The organism is Aquiflexum sp. (genome assembly GCF_041751335.1).
Lineage (GTDB): Bacteria > Bacteroidota > Bacteroidia > Cytophagales > Cyclobacteriaceae > Aquiflexum.
Map to the genome: position 1 here is coordinate 1 of NZ_JBGSXS010000122.1, position 22,129 is coordinate 22,129.

The 22,129-nt window shown below is 35.7% G+C and carries 23 protein-coding genes; 8 read left to right on the plus strand and 15 right to left on the minus strand.

Translation table 11 applies throughout. The annotated features are described in order from the left end of the window. Positions 1–245 precede the first annotated feature (245 nt). The 8 genes from ACEW8U_RS06510 to ACEW8U_RS06545 all read right to left on the minus strand — a co-directional run bounded on the left by ACEW8U_RS06510 (position 246) and on the right by ACEW8U_RS06545 (position 7,175). Positions 246–1,892, minus strand: a complete 1,647-nt coding sequence (locus tag ACEW8U_RS06510) for an Ig-like domain-containing domain (RefSeq protein ID WP_373521229.1) — start codon at positions 1,890–1,892, stop codon at positions 246–248. A gap of 71 nt (positions 1,893–1,963) precedes the next feature. After that, the gene (locus ACEW8U_RS06515) at positions 1,964–2,737 is read right to left on the minus strand and encodes a class I SAM-dependent methyltransferase (protein WP_373521230.1); all 774 of its coding nucleotides are present in this window, start codon (positions 2,735–2,737) and stop codon (positions 1,964–1,966) included. Positions 2,738–2,862: 125 nt separating this feature from the next. Next, positions 2,863–4,728, minus strand: coding sequence for a tRNA uridine-5-carboxymethylaminomethyl(34) synthesis enzyme MnmG (gene mnmG / locus ACEW8U_RS06520; protein WP_373521231.1), 1,866 nt, complete (start codon positions 4,726–4,728; stop codon positions 2,863–2,865). Positions 4,729–4,807: 79 nt separating this feature from the next. After that, entirely contained in the window at positions 4,808–5,230 is a 423-nt protein-coding gene (gene ybeY / locus ACEW8U_RS06525; protein WP_373521232.1) for an rRNA maturation RNase YbeY, read from the minus strand. Beyond that, positions 5,231–5,629 carry an ATP-binding protein gene (locus ACEW8U_RS06530; protein ID WP_373521233.1) on the minus strand — a complete coding sequence of 133 codons (399 nt, stop codon included), beginning with the start codon at positions 5,627–5,629 and terminating at the stop codon, positions 5,231–5,233. Positions 5,630–5,667: 38 nt separating this feature from the next. Then, positions 5,668–6,429 carry an exodeoxyribonuclease III gene (locus ACEW8U_RS06535; protein ID WP_373521234.1) on the minus strand — a complete coding sequence of 254 codons (762 nt, stop codon included), beginning with the start codon at positions 6,427–6,429 and terminating at the stop codon, positions 5,668–5,670. 34 nt (positions 6,430–6,463) lie between these two features. Beyond that, on the minus strand, positions 6,464–6,826 hold the full coding sequence (locus ACEW8U_RS06540) for a hypothetical protein (RefSeq protein ID WP_373521235.1): 363 nt from the start codon (positions 6,824–6,826) through the stop codon (positions 6,464–6,466). After that, positions 6,819–7,175, minus strand: a complete 357-nt coding sequence (locus tag ACEW8U_RS06545) for a carboxymuconolactone decarboxylase family protein (RefSeq protein WP_373521236.1) — start codon at positions 7,173–7,175, stop codon at positions 6,819–6,821. The genes ACEW8U_RS06540 and ACEW8U_RS06545 overlap by 8 nt, the downstream gene beginning before the upstream one ends. Positions 7,176–7,254: 79 nt before the next feature. Here ACEW8U_RS06545 and ACEW8U_RS06550 point away from each other — a divergent pair, with 79 nt between their 5' ends. Together ACEW8U_RS06550 and ACEW8U_RS06555 are read left to right on the plus strand one after the other, a co-directional pair. Then, the gene (locus ACEW8U_RS06550) at positions 7,255–7,950 is read left to right on the plus strand and encodes a ComF family protein (protein WP_373521237.1); all 696 of its coding nucleotides are present in this window, start codon (positions 7,255–7,257) and stop codon (positions 7,948–7,950) included. 147 nt (positions 7,951–8,097) lie between these two features. Then, on the plus strand, positions 8,098–9,258 hold the full coding sequence (locus tag ACEW8U_RS06555; RefSeq protein ID WP_373521238.1) for a cellulase family glycosylhydrolase: 1,161 nt from the start codon (positions 8,098–8,100) through the stop codon (positions 9,256–9,258). Positions 9,259–9,261: 3 nt separating this feature from the next. Here ACEW8U_RS06555 and ACEW8U_RS06560 read toward each other — a convergent pair whose 3' ends face one another. The 5 genes from ACEW8U_RS06560 to ACEW8U_RS06580 form a co-directional block, all read right to left on the minus strand. Beyond that, on the minus strand, positions 9,262–10,065 hold the full coding sequence (locus ACEW8U_RS06560) for a YgcG family protein (RefSeq protein ID WP_373521274.1): 804 nt from the start codon (positions 10,063–10,065) through the stop codon (positions 9,262–9,264). Between the two features lie 7 nt (positions 10,066–10,072). Continuing rightward, positions 10,073–10,507 carry a TPM domain-containing protein gene (locus ACEW8U_RS06565; RefSeq protein ID WP_373521239.1) on the minus strand — a complete coding sequence of 145 codons (435 nt, stop codon included), beginning with the start codon at positions 10,505–10,507 and terminating at the stop codon, positions 10,073–10,075. Positions 10,508–10,512: 5 nt separating this feature from the next. Next, complete coding sequence (locus ACEW8U_RS06570) at positions 10,513–11,103, minus strand: LemA family protein (protein WP_373521240.1); 591 nt, start codon at positions 11,101–11,103, stop codon at positions 10,513–10,515. Positions 11,104–11,182: 79 nt separating this feature from the next. Then, positions 11,183–14,452 (minus strand): PAS domain S-box protein, encoded by a 3,270-nt coding sequence (locus ACEW8U_RS06575; RefSeq protein WP_373521241.1) that lies wholly within the window; start codon positions 14,450–14,452, stop codon positions 11,183–11,185. A 142-nt stretch (positions 14,453–14,594) separates the two neighbouring features. Then, on the minus strand, positions 14,595–15,812 hold the full coding sequence (locus tag ACEW8U_RS06580; protein WP_373521242.1) for an aspartyl protease family protein: 1,218 nt from the start codon (positions 15,810–15,812) through the stop codon (positions 14,595–14,597). A 256-nt stretch (positions 15,813–16,068) separates the two neighbouring features. On the opposite strand from ACEW8U_RS06580, the gene ACEW8U_RS06585 reads away from it, so the two are divergent. Further along, positions 16,069–16,539, plus strand: a complete 471-nt coding sequence (locus tag ACEW8U_RS06585) for a Fur family transcriptional regulator (protein WP_373521243.1) — start codon at positions 16,069–16,071, stop codon at positions 16,537–16,539. Positions 16,540–16,684: 145 nt separating this feature from the next. Here ACEW8U_RS06585 and ACEW8U_RS06590 read toward each other — a convergent pair whose 3' ends face one another. Together ACEW8U_RS06590 and ACEW8U_RS06595 are read right to left on the minus strand one after the other, a co-directional pair. Next, positions 16,685–17,263, minus strand: a complete 579-nt coding sequence (locus ACEW8U_RS06590; protein WP_373521244.1) for a DNA-3-methyladenine glycosylase I — start codon at positions 17,261–17,263, stop codon at positions 16,685–16,687. 152 nt (positions 17,264–17,415) lie between these two features. Beyond that, positions 17,416–17,721 (minus strand): DUF4286 family protein, encoded by a 306-nt coding sequence (locus ACEW8U_RS06595; RefSeq protein WP_373521245.1) that lies wholly within the window; start codon positions 17,719–17,721, stop codon positions 17,416–17,418. A gap of 103 nt (positions 17,722–17,824) precedes the next feature. On the opposite strand from ACEW8U_RS06595, the gene ACEW8U_RS06600 reads away from it, so the two are divergent. The 5 genes from ACEW8U_RS06600 to ACEW8U_RS06620 all read left to right on the plus strand — a co-directional run bounded on the left by ACEW8U_RS06600 (position 17,825) and on the right by ACEW8U_RS06620 (position 22,122). Beyond that, positions 17,825–18,514, plus strand: a complete 690-nt coding sequence (locus ACEW8U_RS06600) for a carotenoid biosynthesis protein (protein ID WP_373521246.1) — start codon at positions 17,825–17,827, stop codon at positions 18,512–18,514. 49 nt (positions 18,515–18,563) lie between these two features. Then, positions 18,564–19,007 carry a sterol desaturase family protein gene (locus tag ACEW8U_RS06605; protein ID WP_373521247.1) on the plus strand — a complete coding sequence of 148 codons (444 nt, stop codon included), beginning with the start codon at positions 18,564–18,566 and terminating at the stop codon, positions 19,005–19,007. Next, a complete protein-coding gene (locus tag ACEW8U_RS06610; RefSeq protein ID WP_373521248.1) occupies positions 19,007–19,903 on the plus strand; it encodes a MerR family transcriptional regulator in 897 nt (298 codons plus the stop codon). The genes ACEW8U_RS06605 and ACEW8U_RS06610 overlap by 1 nt, the downstream gene beginning before the upstream one ends. A 222-nt stretch (positions 19,904–20,125) precedes the next feature. Beyond that, positions 20,126–20,638, plus strand: a complete 513-nt coding sequence (locus tag ACEW8U_RS06615) for an RNA polymerase sigma factor (RefSeq protein WP_373521249.1) — start codon at positions 20,126–20,128, stop codon at positions 20,636–20,638. Between the two features lie 5 nt (positions 20,639–20,643). Continuing rightward, positions 20,644–22,122 carry a phytoene desaturase family protein gene (locus ACEW8U_RS06620; protein ID WP_373521250.1) on the plus strand — a complete coding sequence of 493 codons (1,479 nt, stop codon included), beginning with the start codon at positions 20,644–20,646 and terminating at the stop codon, positions 22,120–22,122. Positions 22,123–22,129 lie beyond the last annotated feature (7 nt).

Consider the following 22,129-nt stretch of genomic DNA (forward strand, 5'->3'; position numbering starts at 1 on the left):
TTTCTTAACATGGAATTTATCGTCAAGTTCTTGATTTCATATCCTTTATATTATTGCAAAAAAATTATGTGGATTAGTTCATTGTAGATAATCACTGATAAGATTGTGTGAATGGGAATGTTTATAAGTGTGGATGAGTAGAGACTTATTTTCTTAATATGGTTGATTGGTATTAAAGCATTTTTAGTGATAGTATAAGTGTATGTTTGTACCCAAGTTATATGGCACTTTCCACATTATTTTGCCTAATTATCGACATTATCTTCTTCAATTATTTCTTCAATTGGCTCTATTTCTTGTGATTTTTTTTGGATTCCGACAGGTTTGGTAGGTTCAATTGTTACTTCGAGGACCCATCCGGCCCTTACGGTTGTATCCCTTGAGTTGTCGTCATTTGGGTTTTCAAGGTAATATATTGGTTCCGCCTGAATGTTTTGAAGCAAATTTGAAGTATCCCATCGTTTGTTTTTGTTCCTGTCAATTATTGCTCTTATATAATATACTCCGGGTTCTATGTCTCTGAATATAGCTTCATTTGTATCTGTGAGGTATTTTTCTGCTATGATCTCATTTTTTTTGTTTTGTATTTGAAGGATTATCGGTAATTCTGTTATGTTTACCTTAACTTTAACTTCTTCTGCTAATGCTTCTGCTTTTAGTTTTTTATATGCAGCTTCCAATTTATTTTCATTAAAAATTCCTTCAATGTCTTTGAAAGTGGAATCAGAAGCATAAAAATTGAATGTTTCGTTGGTAACAGAGTCAGGTAATTGTAAGGCGATTGTTAATAAAGTACGGTCAAGACTATCTTTAAAAAATGTATAATCCCTTTTGATTTGGATCAAAGAAGCCGTATCAAATTTTATAAATAGAGAGTCGTAGATGATTTCTTTTAATGGTTTATTAAACTTAATATCTAATGAAAGTTCTTTTGTGAAAGTTTTTATACCTTGAATTGTAGGTTCTAATTTTTCTTTGGATCTATCACTTTCTTCAAACTTCGCATAAATTAAAGTGTCTATTTTGAATCCGACGGAGTCCAATAAATTCAGTTGTATTGCTGTACTATCGTTAAGCATTTCAGTGTGATAGAAACGTAATATTTTTTCGTTCTTTCTGTAAAATAGCTTTTTGTTAAATTCTTCATGTTCAATATTTATATCTACGGGGAATTTACTTAATACTACGTCGAAATTACTTCCAACTGCTGCTCCTCGGTTGATTTTGAATTCCGATATGTCTGATTTAGATATGTAGAATTGAGCACCTTTTATATCTGTTGTAATTGATACTGTATCACCCAAAAAGCCATATTCTTCCAATTTATCCTCGGCTTTAAGGGAATTGTTCGAATCGTGCCAGGCATAGGCCAAAAATTCCCCTGCTTTAATATTGGTGATGTTGAAGTTACCGACAGAGTCCGCTTGACCTATATAGTAAGGAGGGGCACTTAAAATATCTGTAGTGTCTCCAACTGTATAAAGTCCTACAAGTACGTCTTTCATCAATTTCTCTCTTTGTGGAAGTATATATGATACATTTCCAGAAAATGTAAGACTGTCAATTGTGGGTCCAGTAGAGAAGACAAGTTTCAGGTTCTCCGGGACGTTGTTTTCAGTAATGTCTTTTATCGTCTTTTGAAAATTGAAGACGTATGTAGTGCTGTCTTCTAATTCCTGATTGAGTTTAATTATTACCCTATTTTTTATTGCAGTTACTTCCATTTCTTCTTTTTTGATCCGGGGAGTAATGATGATTTGCTTATTTGGGTTTTCTACTTTTATATATTCATCAAATTCCAATTCTATTGTTCTTGGTTTGATATTTATCGATTCATTATTGGGATTAATTGATAGTAATATTGGTGGATTTTCGTCTTTAGGACCTCCCATAGGTGTGCTTTGTTTTGCACAGGATACTAGTAATAAAATAATATATATATTAAATAAATATTTAAAATATTTCATTTTTTCTTTAAAACAAATAATAAACTAGAGTAATTATTTTCATTTCTTTTTGCCCATTTGTTAGAGAGGTAACCTCTTTTGAACCCATTGATAATATGACTTATCGAATTTTTTTTAGGGTTATTGTATTTTTCACTCAAAAGAGATACGTAATAACTGTCGAATTTCATGGGTTCTGTCTGCACTATTTTCATGTCCATTTCTTCTGCGAACCTTTCCATGCTGTTTATGTCAAAATGGTATAGGTGTCTTGGAATATCATAGCCTGCCCAATTGCATTTGTAATAATCTGCATCCAATGACTTCTGATTGGGTACAGCAATGATTAATATACCGTAATGCCTAAGGTGGTTGACAATCTTTTTGCCCGTTTTTCTTAAATCATGAATATGTTCTAGAACGTGAAAAAGGGTGATTATATCAAATTTTTTATCTTTTCTAATTTCTTCTATTGATTCAAAAACTTTAATACTTTTTTTAATGCTTAATTCTCGTGCTACAGGATTAGGTTCTATTCCCGTTACCTTCCATTTTTGCTTAGATGCTTCTTTTAGGAAATATCCTGTTCCGCAACCTATATCTAACAATTTTCCTCTTGTTGGGTTTAGCTGATTGATGAGAGATACTTTATTTCTTATTGTGATTTTTCTTACAAGTTTGTAAAGGAAATTGGTAAAATTATTTGTTTTGTTTTGATGTGATATGTAATCTTCTGATTCGTAATATTTGCTTATCTCTTCTAAGGTTGGTCTAGGGTTAGTAAATACCAATTTGCAGCTAATGCACTGGCATAATAAAAAAACCTCGCCTGTGATGGCATGGTCTTTAACTTGGGTGTGATTAAGAAAAAGCCCACTTTTGCAGAGTGGGCATTTGGTCAACCTTTCATAAGACATTACCTTCCTAAATAAACGGTTAAAATAGAAAGATCTGCGGGGGACACACCGCTAATCCTGGATGCTTGTCCAAGTGTTTCTGGTTTTACTTTGTGGAGTTTCTGTTTCCCTTCTGCTGAAAGTGATGGAATTGATAAGTAGTCAAAACTTAATGGTATTTTATAATTTTCCATGTTGTTTAGTTTTTCCACCATCTGCTGTTCTTTTTCAATATAACTTTCATATTTGATCTGAATTTCTGCTTGTTCCAACACTTCTTTTTTATATTTTGAAAGGTACTTTTTCAGATCTTGATCTAACTCCATAATTTCGTTAAGTCCCAATTGTGGTCTTTTTAGAAGTTTTTCAATTGATACTTTTTCTTTTATTATTGCCGTATCATAGCCTTCCAAACCATCATTGATGATATCTGGGGATAGTTTTTTCTGTTTAAGGTCATTGATCAGTTTGGCTGTATCTGATTTCTTATCCAACATTTTTTCAAGTCTATTGTCATCTGCCAGACCAATTTGATGACCCATTTGTGTCAACCTTAGATCGGCATTGTCCTGTCTTAGCAATAGCCTGAACTCTGCTCGAGATGTAAACATTCGATATGGCTCTTCAGTACCTTTATTTATCAGATCATCGATAAGTACTCCAATGTATGCGTCTGACCTTTTCAGCAAAAATGGCTCTTTCTCCTCTACCTTTCTTGAGGCATTGATACCTGCTATTAGCCCTTGTGATGCAGCCTCCTCATATCCTGTTGTTCCATTGATTTGTCCTGCAAAAAAAAGATTTTCTATAAGCTGTGTTTCCAAAGATAATTTCAATTGGGTGGGTGGAAAGAAATCATACTCAATAGCATAACCAGGCCTGAACATTTTTGCATTTTCAAAACCCGCTATTTTTCGGAGTGCTGCATATTGGACATCTTCAGGAAGAGAGGTTGAGAAGCCGTTTACGTATATTTCTACAGTATTCCAACCTTCTGGTTCTACAAATATCTGATGCCTTTCTCTTTCTGCGAACCTATTTATTTTATCTTCAATTGATGGGCAATACCTCGGTCCAAGCCCCTGTATTCTTCCATTAAACATGGGAGAGCGGTCAAAACCCGTTTCCAATGTGTTATGAACTTCCTTGTTTGTATAGGTAATCCAACAGGTTCTTTGTTTGGTAAGTGTTGAGGTTTCGTCAGAATAGGAGAATTTTTCAGGCTGTTCATCTCCATATTGAATTTCCATCTTGCTGTAGTCCAAGGATCTTCCATCCACTCTGGGCGGTGTTCCTGTTTTCATTCTTCCTGCTTCAAAGCCTAATTGAACCAACTGTTCGGTAATACCTTTGGCTGCTGCTTCTCCTGTCCTACCTCCGCCAAATTGTTTTTCTCCAATGTGTATGAGTCCATTTAGGAATGTTCCGTTAGTGAGAACAACGCTTTTACTATGGATTTCAATTCCTATCCCTGTTTTTACGCCACAAACCCGACTGTCTTTAACAATTAAGCCACTGATCATTTCCTGCCAAAAATCCACATTGGGTGTATGTTCCAATGCCATTCGCCATTCTTCAGCAAATCTCATTCTGTCATTCTGTGATCTGGGAGACCACATGGCAGGACCTTTTGACCTGTTTAGCATCCGGAATTGTATCATTGACTTATCAGATATTATTCCGGACATTCCTCCTAACGCATCAATTTCCCGTACAATCTGCCCTTTTGCCACTCCACCCATTGCCGGGTTGCAGGACATTTGGGCAATTGTATTCATGTTCATGGTACATAGAAGTACTTTTGAACCCATCTTAGCAGCAGCATGTGCAGCCTCGCAACCTGCATGACCTGCGCCTACTACAATTACATCGTATAATGGAAACATATAAATTTAACTGTTAAAGTTTCACGTGAAACTTTTGTGTTAATAAGTATGATTTGTTAACTGTTCCACGTGAAACAATCTATTCTTGAAAGAGTAAAATGGAATTGTCTTCCATGTCGCTCATAATTTTTTTGTCTTCTTTGTTTTTGTCATTATACCCCATCAGATGTAATAAGCCATGACTCATTACCCTGAGAATTTCCAACTCAATTGGACCCTTTATTTTATCAGCGTTTTCTCTAACTCTTTCTATACTGATAAAGATGTCTCCTTCGATATGACCTTTTATTTCAGAATTATCAAATGTAATAATGTCTGTGAAAGTATTGTGATTGAGGTAATCCAAATTGATTTGATAGAGGTATTCATCAGTACAGAAAATATAATTCAGTTCTAAAATTTTAAAGCCTTCATTTTCTGCAATGGTTTTAAGCCATCTTTTATGTTTGATTTTTTCCTTTAGAGAAAACTTGATTCCTTCTTCAAAAAATTGAATTGCCATTTACATGTAAAAGGTTAAAATGGTTTTTCTTCCCAAATCTTCGAATTTTACTTCGTCGGATAAATGTTTCATAATAAATATTCCTCTACCTCCTGCTTTCTCTAGATTTTCTGGAGCTGTTGGATCTTCCAAATGTTCATAATCAAATCCTATTCCTTCATCTTTGATCACAAATTTTACTTGATTGTCATCTAGATGCAATTCAAGGTTTACTTTTTTTGAACCGTCCAAACTATTGCCATGAACAATAGCGTTTGTGACGCATTCGGTTACAGAAATCATGATGTTTCCATAAATATCTTCGTTGATAGAGAATTTATCTCTTGCATTGTCAATGAAGCTTTCTATGATTTTTATATTCTCAATAAGAGAAGGGATTGAAATTTTTATAGATTTCATGAATCTTTTATGGCTAATATGTTTAATAATGATATTATTCAATCAATTTCCATTAATATAGGGCAATGATCTGAATGATAGGCTTCAGGTAATATGACAGATCTTTTTATACGGTCTTTCATAGGCAAGGTAGTCATATGGTAGTCAATTCTCCAACCCAAATTTTTGCCCCTAGATCCTGCCCTGTAACTCCACCATGTATAATTGTGTGGTTCCTGATTGAATAATCTAAAGCTATCCTCAAATCCAGAATCGGTAAATTTGTCCATCCAATCCCGTTCTTCTGGTAGAAACCCCGATGAGTTTTTATTGGAGATAGGATTATGAATGTCTATGGCTTTATGGCAAATATTATAGTCTCCACTCAAAATCAAATTAGGCAATTTTTGAATCAAATCCTGAGAATATCCATATATATCGTCCAAGAATTGGTATTTAAACACTTGTCTGATATCACCGGTCGTTCCAGAAGGGAAATATGCGGATACGAATGAAAAGGTATCATAGTCTGCCCGCAAGATTCTTCCTTCATTATCGTAGGTGGATAATCCTATGCCATATTCGACATGATTAGGTTTAATTTTACTCAAAATGGCAACTCCACTGTATCCTTTTTTTACTGCGGGCAACCAATATATGTGATATCCTAAGTCCCCAAATATTGAACTGTCTATTTGGTTTAGTTCAGCTTTTACTTCTTGTAATCCAAGTATATCTGGATCTGTTGCAATCAGCCAATCCAAAAACCCTTTGTTTAGTGCTGCTCGAATACCATTAACATTATAGGATACGATTTTCATTGATCTTAGATGCTTATTTATAAGAGTAGACTATTTATTTGATCTCTATTTGAAATTCCTTTTCAAAATATTCAAGTACCTGTATTTTCAATAGTTTTTCCTGTTCCAAAATATCGAAATGTGGAAGTTTTTTAATTAGTTTCCAGTGTGGCCATCCTTCTTGGTCAATATAATCCAATTCATAGAATTCAGCCATACTCAATACTTTGCATATTGCTATATGCATAAGGTCTTGTTTTTGTTCCTTGGAAAAGTTTTTATTTCCCTGCCCTAACTCCTGAACACCAATAAGAAATAAAACCCCATTCAAGTCTGATGGTTTTTTGCCGACAAGGTCTTGGATTCCAAATAGGAGCTTACCCCAGCGTTTTTCAAGGTCAAGATCTTTTTTAAACATCCGTATTTTTTTCTTCTTCCAATAAATCCCAATATTCTACTGCCCTTCGTAGATGCGGTATCACAATAGATCCACCTATAATAGTTGCGATGGAAAATACCTCAAAAATCTCCTCTTTGCTCAATCCAGCTTCAAAGGATTTCCCCAAATGGTATTTGATGCAGTCATTACAGCGTAAAACCATGGAGCATGCCAATCCAATCATTTCTTTGGTTTTGATATCCACAGCGCCTTCTGAATAGGTGTTGGTATCCAAATTGAAGAAACGTTTGATGACCTTGTTATCAGCGGCCATGATTTTTTCATTCATTTGGCTCCTGTAGGTATTGAATTCTTCTATTAAATTCATTAAATTTTATGGAGGTTTTAGTTAACCTGCAAATATAACAAGTAATATTCTTATTTAGTCCTAACAAGCCATTTTGGAAATGCGTTTCCCAATTTTTGAAGATTTTTTGGCATTGGTTTTCCCAAAGACCTGTTGCCTTTGCAAAAGAAGTCTGTTTGACTTTGAAAATCAGCTATGTAAAATATGTATTGCCAACCTCCCTGTTACCAATTATCACCTTCGGCCCCAGAACAACGAGCTCGTTACCAAAATAATGGGTCTGACACAACCCAATCTGGTTATGTCTTTTTTGAGGTTTACCAAAAAGGGAATCAGTCAAAGTTTACTGCATCAATTGAAATATAAAAACAAACCTGAGATCGGGGTAGAATTGGGTAGAATTTATGGTTCAATATTGCTTGCGAATAATTTTCAGGAAAATTGGGATCAGATTACTCCTGTACCTTTGCATCCCTTAAAACAAAAAAGAAGGGGGTATAACCAAAGTGAACAATTTGCCAATGGCCTTTCCGAATCTTTGAATGTTCCGGTTATTCCTTCATTGGAGAGGGTACAGTTCACGGAAACACAAACCAAAAAATCCAGAATTGAGCGCATTGAAAATGTTGCTCAGGTTTTTGGAATTAAGGAAAAAAGCCTATTGAAAGGAAAACGAATACTTTTGGTTGATGATGTGATGACAACGGGCGCGACTTTGGTTTCTTGCGCCAATATGCTTTATGACCATCAGGCCACAATTGTTGATTTAGCAGTGATAGCTGCAGGAAAAGTCTAATTATAATTCTTAAACAAATATTTTGTGTAAAATGTAAATACATAATTTTCTTTGTCAAATTGTTAATTCATGAAATTTACCGTTGATGTAATCCTGGTTTTATATTAATTTTATTTTATACTATTTAAGTATATAACAATCAGCCCCATGAAGAAGATAGAAATTAATGAAAGAAGAGACTTTTTAAAAAAGTCCGGAGTTATAGCGGCGGCTGTTAGCTTTGGCGCAACCTCTAGTTTAGCTGCAATTGATACGAAGATTAAAAATAAATTACCCAAATGGAGAGGCTTCAATCTGCTTGATTTTTTCAATCCTGATCCCGATAAAGGAAGAAAAAACCCTGAAAAATATTTCCAGTGGATGGCTGATTGGGGCTTTGATTTTGTAAGAGTGCCCATTTCTTATCCTTCTTATCTGGATTTTGATAGGTCTAGGCCAATTCTGGCTGAAGAGGTGTTAAATTTTGATGAAAGGAGATTACAGGAAATCGACCAATTGGTGGACACGGCACATAAATACGGCCTACATGTTAGTCTAAATTTACATAGGGCACCTGGCTTTTGTATCAATGCCGGCTTTATAGAACCGTATAATTTATGGAAAGATCAGGAAGCTTTGGATGCTTTTTGTGCCCATTGGGAAATGTGGTCCAAGCGGTATAAAAATATATCATCCAAGAAATTGAGCTTTGACTTAGTCAATGAACCTTTCATGCGAGCAGATCCCAACGATCAACACTCTCCGGGGGGACCTGTACCTGTTCAAGATTACCATAGGGTCGCAAAGGCTGCTGTGGAAACCATTAAATCTGTGAAAAAGAAACGCCTTGTCATTGCGGATGGTAACAGTGGTGGTGGAGTTGCTGTACCTGAATTGGCTGATCTTGACCTTCATCAAAGCTGCCGTGGCTATCATCCACATTTGATTTCCCACTTCAAAGCTCCATGGTCTTATAAGGATGTGGACAGCCTCCCTACTCCAACTTGGCCTGGGGAAATCAATGGTGTCATGCATAATAAGCAAACCCTCGAAAAATATTACGAGCCATGGGTTGACTTACTCAGAAAAGGAGTGGGAGTTCATTGTGGTGAATGTGGAGCTTTCAATAAAACTCCTCACGATGTTTTCTTGGCTTGGTTTGAAGATGTGCTTGATATCCTGAATGATAATGGAATAGGTTTTGGAATTTGGGAATTTTCAGGAACCTTTGGAATCCTAAATTCAGGCAGGGAAGATGTGAATTATGAAAATTGGTATGGTGAAAAATTGGATAGGAAGTACCTCAATCTTTTGATGAAGTACGCATAAATTTTACCAACTGCCACCTGCACCACCACCTCCAAAAGAACCACCACCGAAGCCTCCAAATCCACCTCCGCCTCCAAACCCTCCTCTACCAGATGAGAAATCCCCAAATTTACCTTTACTACCACCTTTGAGCATATTGGCAAGCATGATGGTGGTAAATAAGTCGATTCCGCCCCCCTTGCCACCCATGTGATTGTTGTTGTCCTTTCTGTTTCTAATAAGAGGTAGGATGACAAACAAAAAGATGATGATCAAAAAGAATATCAATGCACCGCCATGTTCACCGGAAGAAGCCATTTTTTCAGCCTCATATTCGCCGGAAGCCAATTTGAAGATCATATCAGTCGCCTTGTCCAAGCCCGTATAGTAGGATTCAATCCTAAAATTGGGAACTATTAATTGGTCAACAATTCTTTTGGCCAAAACATCAGGAATTGCGCCTTCCATTCCATATCCTGTGGCAATGAACACTTTTCTATCATCCATCGCAGCAAGGATCAATATGCCATTATCAAGATTCTTTTGACCTATACCCCATTTCTCTCCCAATTGGAATGCATAATCACTGATTTCATAAGGTCCTAATGACCGTATCATGACGATCGTCACTTGGGTAGAAGTACTGTCATTATAGGCCACTAGTTTTCCCTCTAATTTCAGAACTTCTTCTGAAGAAAGACTATTGGAAAAATCGTTCACCAATTTTGGAGGGTTTGGAGGAGTTGGAAAATCTCCCTGACCAAAAAGTGGAAGTACCAATAATTGTATAAAAAGGAACGTAAGAAGTAATTGTGATTTATTGACCATTGTATTTTTATCCGAAAGAGATTTCATCGGGGAGTTCATTGATATCACCTTTTTGTTCAAAGGGAAAATGGGCTTTTAATTGCAATCCGCACATTTCAATACCCATCCTTAGCCCTTCTGTAAATTCTCCCTTTTTGAATTCAATAAGCATTCTTTCCTTGATATTTTCCCAAAAATCAGAAGGGACAACATGATTGATGCCACTATCTCCAAGAATTGCAAACTTATGATCCTGTACGGCCAAATAGAACAGCACGGCATTTCTATCCTTTGTTTGGTGCATTTTAAGTGTTTCAAAGACCTCTGCTGCACGATCCATCACATCCCCTCGACAATGGTTTTCTATATGCACCTGAATTTCTCCAGAGGTTTCTCTTTCGGCGCCTTGTATAGCTGCAATAATGATATCCCTGTCTTCCTGAGAAAATAATTTTTCAGCCATAATTGTTAAAATTGAACTGTCGGAGCATTTTCGGATCCGGCGGCAGCTTCAAAATAGCCTTTGGTTTCGAATCCATACCAGCCGGCAAATAAATTGTTCGGAAATGTCCTTAAACTAGCATTATAAGATTGAACAGATTGGTTAAAATTTCTCCTTGCTACCGCAATACGGTTTTCTGTTCCTTCTAATTGGGCTTGAAGTTCCAAAAAGTTTTGATTGGCTTTCAGGTCCGGATATCTTTCCACGGTTACCAAAAGTCTGCTAAGTGCTCCACTTAATTGATCTTGTGCTTGCTGGAATTGTGCAATATTTTCAGGAGTGAGGTTTTCTGCATTCAGATTGATTGAAGTTGCTTTGGATCGGGCTTCGATAACGCCCGTTAGTGTTTCCTGTTCAAAATCTGCATAACCCTTGACCGTATTGACCAAATTGGGAATCAGGTCAGCTCTTCGTTGATATTGGGTTTCCACCTCGGCCCATTGTCCATTGATGGTTTCTTCATTTTGTACAAACATATTGTACACTCCAACTGATTTAGTATAGATAAATATACCTACTACAGCGATGATAAGTATTGGGATTAATGCTTTTTTCATATTTAAAGATTTATGGATTCTTACGCAAAGGTAAAACAATACAATAGAAATAGATGATTGTTACCGAATGGAATTTTTCTTAATTTTCTACAGGATGATAGGATTTCAAATTATTGAGATAAATATAAAATGTTGTTCCCTCTCCTACAATGCTTTCCACTTCTAGATTGCCATCGTGCGCACGGATTTGTTCCCTTACTAGATATAAGCCAAGACCTTTGCCGTCCACATGGGAGTGAAATCTTTGATACAACCCAAAAAGCCGGTCCTTGTATCTTTCAAGATCAATCCCAATGCCATTGTCCCGAAATTCAATGACTGTATAATCTTTCTTGGGATAAGTTTTGATTTGAATGATAGGATTTCTTTCTGGATGCCTGTATTTGATGGCATTGGTAGTCAGGTTAATCAGAAAATTTTCTAGGTGGGAATATATGTAATTGATGTCCGGAGCGGCAGAAAAATCACTTTGGATTTTTGTACTGGATTCTTTGAATTGTTTGGAAAGGCTTTTTTCAATGTTCCTTATTAATTTCTTAAAGCTTACCTGTTCTATTTTTGGAAGTTTATTTTTCTTGATGGAAACCACCTCGATCAAGTCTTCCAAGGTGCTATGCAGGATATCTGTTGAGATTTTCAGATTATCTATGACTTCTTTGTTTTCAAAGTCTGAAGGATCAGCAATATTATATAGGTCCAAGAGAGAAGAAATATTCACAATCGGTGCCCGGAGATTGTGGGAAATGATATAAGCAAAACGCTGTAGCTCTTCATTTTGAGATTTCAGGTCCCGGATCAATTGTTCTCTCTCTGATTCAGCGGTTTTAATTTCTGTGATATTTTGAGAAACCAAGAGAATTCGATCAATCTTACCTAAATTGTTGATTAAAGGAACCACATTCTTCAGAAAGTATTGTTTGTCTTTGATTACCTCAAATACAACTGACTCCCCTTTAAGAACCTTTTCAAAATAGCCCTTTATGGAATTGGCCTCTTTTGCTTCGTGAGTAAGCAGATAGGAAGTACCGATCAGATTATTAGGGTCAATACCAAGAGTTTGATAGCCTTTACCATCAGTATAGACGTAATTAAGGTCTTTGTCCAATACAGCGATAATCCCTTTTGGGAAGTTTTCTGCAATACTTCGAAAAAGTAACTCTGAAGATATAAGCCTATTTTCAAAATACATCCTGCTGAGTTCAGCTCCTATTCTGTCTGAAAGTACGCTCAACAATCCCGATAATCCTGCACTGTACGGCTGTGGATTCTCGTCCATCAAAACCAGAATTCCCAAACGATTATTTTCCATATCAGAGATGGGTACACCCAAATAGGTAGAAATTTTCATTTCTACCAAACCTTTATCATTTGGAAATTTTTGGGAAGCTCCACTTTGGATAATATATGGTGAATTGATATTCAGGCAGTGTTCACAAGGTGTATTCACAAGGTTGTAACTGAAATTTTCCTGCTTTACTCCATGTTTGAAAAATGAAAGGACATTAGCAGTAATGTTTTTATCGGTGATTTCTGCGATAAAACAACAGGACATTTGTAGTTTTTCTGATAGATAAGCTGTGAGTTCATCGAAAAAAGCCTGACCACTGTATTTTGATGTTCTTTCTGTAAGACTCGAAAGAATGTTGGAAACATATTGCTCTTCACTTATATCTTCCAAAATTGCCTGAAAAATTCTTCCGTCATCTACGGACTTTGCATTTACTCTAAGATGAAAAAGTTTATGGTTGAAGAAACTTAAGTATGGCCCTTCATAATAGCCATATCCTTTCTCAATACTATCCTTGTAGGCTTCGCTTATGGGGTGGTCTTTTATAAGTTCAAAAATATTTTTGCCTATTATTGCGTCTCTGTCCCTGACTTCTATTTTTTCAAGAAACCCATTGTTCACATCTTGAATAAACCCGTTTTTATCATATTGAAAAATGGGTAAGGGATTTTCCTCAAAGAGTGTTTTGTACTTGGCCAGATTTAGGTAGGATTCAGTTTCCTTCTGTTTGGTATAGGTAAAGTCAACAAAAAAGCCCGCCCAGATGGAATCGTTTTGATATTTTTTCAGCCTATTTGAAGCACCATAAATCCATTTGATGTTGCCGGAAGAGGTTATAATTCGGAAATAGGACTCAAACTTTTGATCATTATTAATAGCCATCTCATCTGCTGCAATTACATTTTCCAAATCATCTGGATGGATCAATTTTTGGAAGAAATTGTTGTCTTCCATTATCTCTGAAGCTTCAAGTTCCAGTAAATTGTAACAGCCTTCACTTACAAAAATAAATTTTCTACTTCCATCAACAAAAGCTTTCATTAAATAGACCATTCCGGGTACGACACCTGTTAGTTCATCGAGAACGGTTTTGTGATCCAAAAGATCTTTTTCAATTTCTTTGAGGGCTGTAATATCGGTTATGATACCAAGTACCAATTTTTTGTCACTGGGTTCTTCTGCAAATTTTTTGTTTTCATCCTGCACATAAATGTAATTGCCCTCGTTATGCAAAACCCTATAGGCCAATTTGGAATAATGCTCAAATCCGGAACCAAAGTAATGTCGTTCTTCAGGATGGATCAAATTGATCCAGTCTTTTCCCTTGAATCCTGAAAAGAAATGAGAAGGATAACCCAGTATTTTTTTAAATCCCCCGGAAAATATAAAAATGTCTTCCTCGATATCATATTCATAGTAAATCAGGTTCTTTTTCTTTTGGGAATTATATTCCCTTGATGACCCATATACCAATTGAACCAAAACAAAATTTTTAGAAAGTAGCTTTTTGGTCAAATATAGATGCTCAGGGAAAATAATAAGGACTTCAGATTTTTCTCTATTTATGAATTCCGAAAAATCTTCTTTATCCAGAAAATCAAATTTGGAAATAAAATAATTCTTCCAATCTCGAATGGTCTTAAGACTATTACCCCCTTCTAATCCTAAAAATACTTTGTCTTGTGAAACGTTCATCAACCAGGAAAATTTGATATTCTCATCAGGTGAAGTTGGAGAAATAAGGACATTGACCAAATAGGAGCGGTCTTCCTGTGAAATGACATATCCTTCAAGTTGGACAAACCTGAAATATTTTTTCTTCCAGACCAAAGGACAGGTTAATTTGTCCCCATTTCCAAGGATCTGGAATAGGTATTCGAAAAATGGCTTTGGAATAGTTGGGAAAATTTTTTGAAAAAATGCTTCCTCATAAAACTTTTCGCCTTTTTCCAATATTGTTCTTACCTCTGAAGAAATATAAAGCAGTTCGTATTTTTCGTCTTCATACTTCTTGTAAGTAAACAATATGTTTTTTAATGAATCTTTTGGGCTTTCAGACATCATTTAAATAAAAAGAAATAAATAAATTGCAGCTAGTCAAGCGCTTAATTTTGTTTGCTAATACCTTTTCCAAATATACAAACTTGGCATAAATCTTAATGTTTATAATTCATGTCTACAATTTAAAGCTACCAAAATAAGGCTAAATCTGTCTTTTAAGTTTGAATTTTACTTCGTTTAACTCAAAATTTTCAGGATCTTCATCAATATACCGCTTCAAAACAAGCTTGATTTCCCGTCCTTCTTCAGATCTGAAAATCTTGATCAGATCCGAAAGTTCCCAAAAATCTAAAGGTATAGTATTGATACTTATGAACTCATCATTGGCTTGGGCGCCGGCATTATAAGCCGGTGAACCTTCTCTTACCTGGGAAATATAGAACCTTTTATCATCAGATGGAATAACACGGATTGAAATACCGCTCATGTCATATTCAAAAGGTTCATGATAAGTTAATCCCTTTTTGACATAAATTTTTTCTCTGCTATAATCAAATATAATATTCATCCTTCCTAATAATTCAGAACCAAGACTACCCTGTCTTCCGCTGTCTTTGATCACATAGCTGAATTCGGTCTCATCCGGAAATGAGGTAATGACATTATTGAACTTCAAGTTGCTCAACCTCAACCTGCGAGTTCTTGCCACAAAACCGTATAAATCACCTCCCAAAGATCTTCCAAGGTCACTTTCCAGACGTATTTTAGGTAAGATGATCTGATCTGAAGTCTCCCTGTTCAATAAAAGTCCATGATTTGCACCTGTATCTATCAGGAGTTTGACATCCAAATCCACACCATCAGCCTGTTTTACTTTTGCTTGGATATATGGTTTGCTGTTTTCAAGCTTTATCGGAATTTTTCTAAACGCAAATGGCTTCTTTTTGAGAGCATCTGAACGGTAAAAAGATATGATTCCTTCATCATAATCTATCTTAATAGGATTAAATTTAAAAAACTCAAAACCTATCACACCATATACAGGGACTCCAATTACCCTTTCCAGTTCCATAAAATCCTCATCAAGGACTAATATTGTCTGGAAAATGCCCTGAATAGGGCCCAAGTCGAGATGGTTGGTCGGTGAAACAGAAGCAGTCAGCACAGTCTTTCCGTCTGCACCGACGAGGTCAAGCTTTCTGGTGTAGTTGAGGCCTATATAATCCCCCAGTGTTTTACTGAAAAGAATATTAGTTTTAACTCCAGTATCCAATAGAAAATTAACAGGTGGGTTTTCATTGATGGATACAGGAACAATTACCAGGTTATTAGAAACCAAAAAAGGGATATCCTTTCTCCGTCCTTCTTCCTTCATGTAAAAACCTGGGACTTGTCCCAACAAGACGGGTATCTCAGACAAGATTAAGAGAAAAAGGAAAAAGAATCTTTTTTGCAACATGTTTAATCTGGCTAATTTGGGTTTTGGCTTTAATATAATGATAAATATTTTTTCTTGATCATTTGTTTCAATCAATTGAATTAATGTAATCAAATTACTTTGTCATAAATAAATTGTTTGGATTCAAATCAAATAAGGAAGTATGGCGTTCTTCAACACGCTATTTATTGAAAAAATCTAAAAAATACCCCATCTTTATTTTTTAGAATCATTAGATATGGCAGAAAAGTCAATAGTAGAAAAAGCAAAAAAAATTTTTGAGAACTTTCTTATAAGACAGGGAAGTAGAAAAACACCGGAAAGATACTCTGTATTAGATGAGTTATATGCATTGCCTCAGGACGAACATATTGATGTCGAAGGCTTGTTTTTGTTGATGCGAAACAAAGGTTATACGATAAGTCGTGCCACCATTTACAATACTTTGGATCTTTTGGTAGAATGTGGCTTGGCTGTAAAACATCAGTTCAAAGATAAAGTTGCCCTATATGAACAGGCATTGACCTACAAACACCATGACCATCATGTGTGCAATCAATGCCGAAAAATCCGGGAATTTTCTGATGAAAGAATAAATTTGATCAAAGAAGCAATGGGATTGGAATTTCAATCAGCTATCAGTAGTCATTCTTTGGTCCTTTATGGAGATTGTCAGATTCAGGATTGTGAAAACCTCATACTTATTTAACCTCACCTTTTTATGTAGGATAGGTGTCAGTGGTTGGTTAATTCGAATCCTATTTAGAGTTAGTTGATTGAAACAGCAACTACGGTTTTTCCTTTCGAGGCATGGCAATTGTCCAAAAAATTTGAACGAGGCACTTCTGTAGAATTCAACAGACTTTCTTGTGCCTCCAACAATCAACCAAATGGTCATTGACTAAACCCGTTGCCTGCATGTGTGCATAGATGATGGTGCTACCAAGAAATTTGAAACCACGTTTTTTTAGGTCTTTGGAAAGTTTATCTGAAATTGCTGTCGTTGCGGGCACTTCAGATAAGGTTTTGAAAGAATTTTGTATCGGCTTACCACCTACGAAATCCCAAATGTATGTTGAAAAACTTCCGAAAGCGGATTGGATTTCCATAAACTGACGGGCATTGTTGATTGTGGACCTTATTTTTAATCCATTTCTAATAATGTCCCTGTTCTGTAAAAGTTCTTGAACATAGCCTTCAGGAAAATCTGCGATAACTTTATAATCAAATTCTGCAAATGCTTTTCTGTAGCCTGCTCGTTTTTTTAGAATTGTAGACCAACTCAAGCCAGCCTGGGCACTTTCTAAAACCAAAAATTCAAATTGTTTTTGGTCATTGAATACAGGAACACCCCACTCTTCATCATGGTATTTGACATATTGTTCGAATCCCAAGCACCAAGGACAGCGGAATTTTTCTGGTTCTTGTTCCATTGTTTATTTATTAATTTGAGAGCGTTAGCTTTGATATAAATTAGTTTCTCCAATCAAAAGTTAAAAATCAAATATTTTACCACCTCCAACTTCGGACTTCCAACTATTTACCATGTAGATTGGAATTAATTCTTTGATAGACGGATAATCATCTATTCAACGGTCTCAAGCAGCGTCCTGAAAATCACAAATTTATCCTTGAATTTTGATTTAACATCATCTTGTAATTTTGGGGCAAAATTGCTCTGATATTCCATGATTTTTTCCATGGTATCGGTAAAGTACTGCACGGAATAATTAACACTTCCATCGTCTGAATCATGAAGAATTTTGTAAAACCTATTTTCGGAAAACATCCCTGTCGCAAGGACATCAGGAATATGAATTTGTTTCATCCACAGGACCCAATCCTCTTCAGATTCTTTTTCTATGTTGACGGTGATATTGTATAAAATCATATTTCTTAATTTATCTTTATTTTTGTCGCATTCTTCTACCAACAAATATAAGTTTGTATGGTTAAAGTCTACATGTTTGTGAACAAAATCCTTGAATTAAGAGATGTCATATCGACCATTGGAAAAATCAGAAAGTAAAATTGAAAAAGCTGTTCAGGGAATTCAGGAACATAAATCTGGTCTATTCAAATTAATCATTTCAGTTTTTTATTTAGTGGGCATTATTGGAATGTCTTTTCCTGTTCTCAAGCCTTATTTTCAAGCCCTGACCCCATTTCATTTACTACTCAGTTTGGGAATACTTCTTTTGTTTCACTCAGATTGGAACAGATACTTTATGGGTTTTTCCATATCAGCATATTTAATCGGTTTTGGTTCCGAAGTATTGGGTGTACATACCGGATTTCCATTTGGGAATTATGAATACGGATCCGTACTTGGGATCAAATTACTGGATGTACCCCTTATGATAGGGGTGAATTGGTTGTTGTTGGTATATTTGACAGGGAATTTATTTGAAAAGAGGGTTGATAATGATTTCTTGGCTGCGGCCCTAGGTGCAGGATTGATGGTGATAATAGATTTTATTATTGAGCCCGTGGCCATTGGTTTGGAATTTTGGAGTTGGGAAGGTGAAATTATTCCTCTGTCCAATTATATGGGTTGGTTTGTGGTCGCTTACTTCATTCATTTGATTTATCGGAGAGCAATGTTTGAAAAGAAAAATCTGATATCAGGATTTCTATTGCTTAATTTGATAATCTTCTTTGCTGTTTTGAATTTTATTCTGTAAAAATCCATTTCAGCTGTTTAAACATTCTGAAAAATATAAAGTTACTCTAATGATGTACGCAATTATATTCATCGTTCTGGGATTCGCTGCAATGGAATTTTCAGGCTGGTTTATACACAAATATATCATGCATGGGCCTTTATGGGGAATTCACAAAACCCACCACCAGGCCTCCAAGTCTTTTTTCGAACTCAATGATCTGTTCTCATTGCTGTTTGGGAGCATCGCAGTTTTGTTGATCTTTCTTGGCGTTGGGGAATTGGATTTCCGATTTTGGATGGGAGTGGGAATAAGTTTATACGGTATCAGTTATTTCATTATTCATGACGTACTGGTTCATAGAAGGATAAAATGGTTTGATAGACCTAAGAGTAGTTTTCTCTTAGGCATCTTTAAAGCACATCAGGCACATCATGCAACCAACAAGAAAAATGATGCAGTATCCTTTGGTTTGTTTGTTGTACCAAAGAAATATTTTAAAATAAAATCATAGTGAGTACTTATTCAATCAAAGATCTTGAGCAATTATCGGGAATTAAAGCCCATACCCTGCGTATCTGGGAACAACGGTATAATTTACTGATGCCCAAGCGGACTGATACCAATATCAGGTATTATGACGACGCTGATCTCAAACTTATATTGAATGTTGCCTTATTGAATGATAACGGGTATAAGATCAGTAAAATTGCAAATATGTCCTTTACGGACATGAGGGAAGAAGTGATCAAATTGACCGAGAAGACTTTGACGCATGATGATCAGATTCATGCACTTACTATTTGTATGATTGAAATGGATGAAGATAGGTTTGACAAAGTTTTGTCGACTAATATTCTGAAAATTGGTTTTGAACAGACCATGCTCAATATTATTTATCCTTTTATGTCCAAAATAGGAGTGCTTTGGCAAACGGGTGCTATTAATCCGGCCCAAGAACATTTTATGAGTAATTTGATCAGACAAAAACTTATAGTTGCTATCGATGCACAGATTTATAAAGGTGGAGGGAAAAAATTTCTCTTATACTTACCAGATGGCGAGCACCATGAAATCTCAATTCTTTTTGCAGCATATCTGATAAAGCAAAAGGGTCATAAAGTGGTTTATTTGGGGCAGAGTACGCCAGATGATGATTTGATTTCTGTTTACAATTTGGTTCAACCGGAATATTTATTGACCGTTATAACTACATCACCAAGTTCTGAAAATGTGCAGGAATATATAGACACATTATCCGAACGGTTTAACCAATCGCAAATAATTGTCTCGGGGTACCAGATAGTTGGTCATGATATCCGTTTTCCCAAGAACGTCAAATCATTGAATTACATCAGGCAGGTTAAAGAATACTTAGAGGAAATTCACGAGGTCCTAGTTGAAAAGTAGTATTCAGTTTTACATTTATTAAAATAAATTAAACAAAGTGAAAATTCCGAATTTCACTTTTTTTTTGCGCCCATTTCATTATATGACCACTTATTAAGTAAAATCACTCTTTTTTAAATTCTATTTTTCATTTTTGTTTAATGAAAATAAAAAAATATTAGACAAAACGTTTGTATTTTGTTTAATCATTGCTATATTTGATTAAACAAAAACAAAACGTCCATGACAACTCTAGAATTCAGTTACTCGCTTAATAAGTTATCAAGTTCGCTAAAACCATTTGCTCTTAAACTTACAAGAGATATGGATGATGCCAATGATTTACTTCAGGACACTATGGTAAAGGCATTTACCAATAAGGATAAATTCACAGAGGGGACAAACTTGAAAGCTTGGTTATATACCATTATGAAAAATACTTTTATTACCAATTATCAAAGAATGGTAAGAAGAGGTACTTTTGTGGATACCACAGATAATCTTCATTATATCAACTCAGGTGATGCTTTGGTTGAAAATGGTGCCTTTGGAGATTTTACTATGGATGACATTTATACTGCTATAGATAAATTGGAAGATGTTTATAAAACTCCATTTATGATGCATTACAAAGGTTTCAAATATCATGAGATTGCTGAAAAATTGAATATCCCAATTGGAACTGTTAAAAATCGAATACATATTGCCAGAAAGGTTTTGAAGGATGATTTGCATGTGTATAAACATAAAAATTAAGATATATGCCTGACAAGAAAGTAGTGGTCATTGGGGCTGGATTTGCAGGCCTATCAGCAGCTACACATTTGGCACATATCGGATATCAGGTCACATTACTTGAAAAAAATACAACCCCCGGAGGAAGAGCTAGAAAGTTCGAAGCCGAGGGTTTCGTTTTTGATATGGGACCAAGTTGGTATTGGATGCCGGATGTATTTGAAACCTATTTTGGACATTTTGGTAAAAAGCCTTCTGATTATTATGACCTTATAAGGTTAGATCCATCCTATACTGTGGTATTTGGTGAAAATCAATTTGTTGAAATACCAGCAAATCTTTCCAAGTTCAGAGATTTGATGGAAAGCATGGAGCCTGGTGTTGGGCCAAATCTTGACGAATTTCTTAAACAGGCAGCTTATAAATATAAAGTGGGGATTCAAGATCTGGTTTACAGGCCTAGTAGATCAATTTTTGAATTTACAAATCCTCGATTGTTGGCTGATGTTGTAAGAATGGATGTTTTCCAATCCATGTCCAAGCATGTCAGGAAATTTTTTAAGGATGAGAACATAATCAGGTTGATGGAATTTCCTGTCATCTTTTTGGGGGAAATGGCTAATAATATACCGGCTTTATACAGCTTGATGAATTATGCTGACATTGTATTAGGCACTTGGTACCCTATGGGTGGGATGCATGAAATTGTAAAGGGAATGGTACAACTTGCCGAAGAAAAAGGTGTGAAAGTTCACCTAGGAGCAGATGTATCTCAAATAAATATAAAAAATGGAATTGCCAAAAGTGTTATTCTTGCCAACGGAGAAATCTTTGATGCGGATATCGTTGTAGCAGGTGCAGATTATCACCATGTTGATGATCAATTACTGGCGCCGGAATACCGAAATTATGATGAAAAATATTGGGACAGAAGGGTAATGGCCCCGTCCTCTCTTTTGTTTTACTTAGGCGTTGATAAAAAACTGGATAATTTGACTCATCATTGTCTGTTTTTTGATGAACAAATGGGACCTCACGCAGACGCCATTTACAAAAATCCAAGATGGCCGGAAAAACCTTTATTTTATTTATCAGCTGCTTCAATAACTGATCCTTCAGTAGCTCCGCAAGGATATGAAAATCTGGTCATATTGATTCCTCTTGCCCCGGATTTGGAAGATGGTGAAGCAATTAGAGAAAAATACTTTAATATGGTCATGGACAGGCTTGAAAAATTAACCAAGCAGGAAATCAGAAGCCACATCATTTTCAAACGCTCCTATGCACACAGTGATTTTAAGGAGGACTATAATGCTTTTAAAGGTAATGCATATGGTTTGGCAAATACCCTGTTCCAAACAGCAATCTTAAAACCATCTTTGAAAAGTAAGAAAGTAAAGAATTTGTACTATACAGGTCAGTTAACAGTACCCGGCCCAGGTGTTCCTCCGACCCTGATATCAGGTCATGTAGTAGCAAGAGAAGTTCATAAAGAGAATAATTAAGATAAAA

Coding starts and splice junctions, on each gene's coding strand:
- ACEW8U_RS06540 (WP_373521235.1), bottom strand. CDS start 6,826: ATGTTTAAAAAAGATCTTGACCTTGAAAAACGCTGGGGTAAGCTCCTA.
- ACEW8U_RS06590 (WP_373521244.1), bottom strand. CDS start 17,263: ATGGAACAAGAACCAGAAAAATTCCGCTGTCCTTGGTGCTTGGGATTC.
- ACEW8U_RS06555 (WP_373521238.1), top strand. CDS start 8,098: ATGAAGAAGATAGAAATTAATGAAAGAAGAGACTTTTTAAAAAAGTCC.
- ACEW8U_RS06510 (WP_373521229.1), bottom strand. CDS start 1,892: ATGGGAGGTCCTAAAGACGAAAATCCACCAATATTACTATCAATTAAT.
- ACEW8U_RS06600 (WP_373521246.1), top strand. CDS start 17,825: ATGTCATATCGACCATTGGAAAAATCAGAAAGTAAAATTGAAAAAGCT.
- ACEW8U_RS06530 (WP_373521233.1), bottom strand. CDS start 5,629: ATGAAATCTATAAAAATTTCAATCCCTTCTCTTATTGAGAATATAAAA.
- ACEW8U_RS06585 (WP_373521243.1), top strand. CDS start 16,069: ATGGCAGAAAAGTCAATAGTAGAAAAAGCAAAAAAAATTTTTGAGAAC.
- ACEW8U_RS06615 (WP_373521249.1), top strand. CDS start 20,126: ATGACAACTCTAGAATTCAGTTACTCGCTTAATAAGTTATCAAGTTCG.
- ybeY (WP_373521232.1), bottom strand. CDS start 5,230: ATGGCAATTCAATTTTTTGAAGAAGGAATCAAGTTTTCTCTAAAGGAA.
- ACEW8U_RS06565 (WP_373521239.1), bottom strand. CDS start 10,507: ATGGCTGAAAAATTATTTTCTCAGGAAGACAGGGATATCATTATTGCA.
- ACEW8U_RS06545 (WP_373521236.1), bottom strand. CDS start 7,175: ATGAATTTAATAGAAGAATTCAATACCTACAGGAGCCAAATGAATGAA.
- ACEW8U_RS06595 (WP_373521245.1), bottom strand. CDS start 17,721: ATGATTTTATACAATATCACCGTCAACATAGAAAAAGAATCTGAAGAG.
- ACEW8U_RS06620 (WP_373521250.1), top strand. CDS start 20,644: ATGCCTGACAAGAAAGTAGTGGTCATTGGGGCTGGATTTGCAGGCCTA.
- mnmG (WP_373521231.1), bottom strand. CDS start 4,728: ATGTTTCCATTATACGATGTAATTGTAGTAGGCGCAGGTCATGCAGGT.
- ACEW8U_RS06535 (WP_373521234.1), bottom strand. CDS start 6,429: ATGAAAATCGTATCCTATAATGTTAATGGTATTCGAGCAGCACTAAAC.
- ACEW8U_RS06575 (WP_373521241.1), bottom strand. CDS start 14,452: ATGTCTGAAAGCCCAAAAGATTCATTAAAAAACATATTGTTTACTTAC.
- ACEW8U_RS06570 (WP_373521240.1), bottom strand. CDS start 11,103: ATGAAAAAAGCATTAATCCCAATACTTATCATCGCTGTAGTAGGTATA.
- ACEW8U_RS06605 (WP_373521247.1), top strand. CDS start 18,564: ATGATGTACGCAATTATATTCATCGTTCTGGGATTCGCTGCAATGGAA.
- ACEW8U_RS06550 (WP_373521237.1), top strand. CDS start 7,255: ATGCGTTTCCCAATTTTTGAAGATTTTTTGGCATTGGTTTTCCCAAAG.
- ACEW8U_RS06560 (WP_373521274.1), bottom strand. CDS start 10,065: ATGGTCAATAAATCACAATTACTTCTTACGTTCCTTTTTATACAATTA.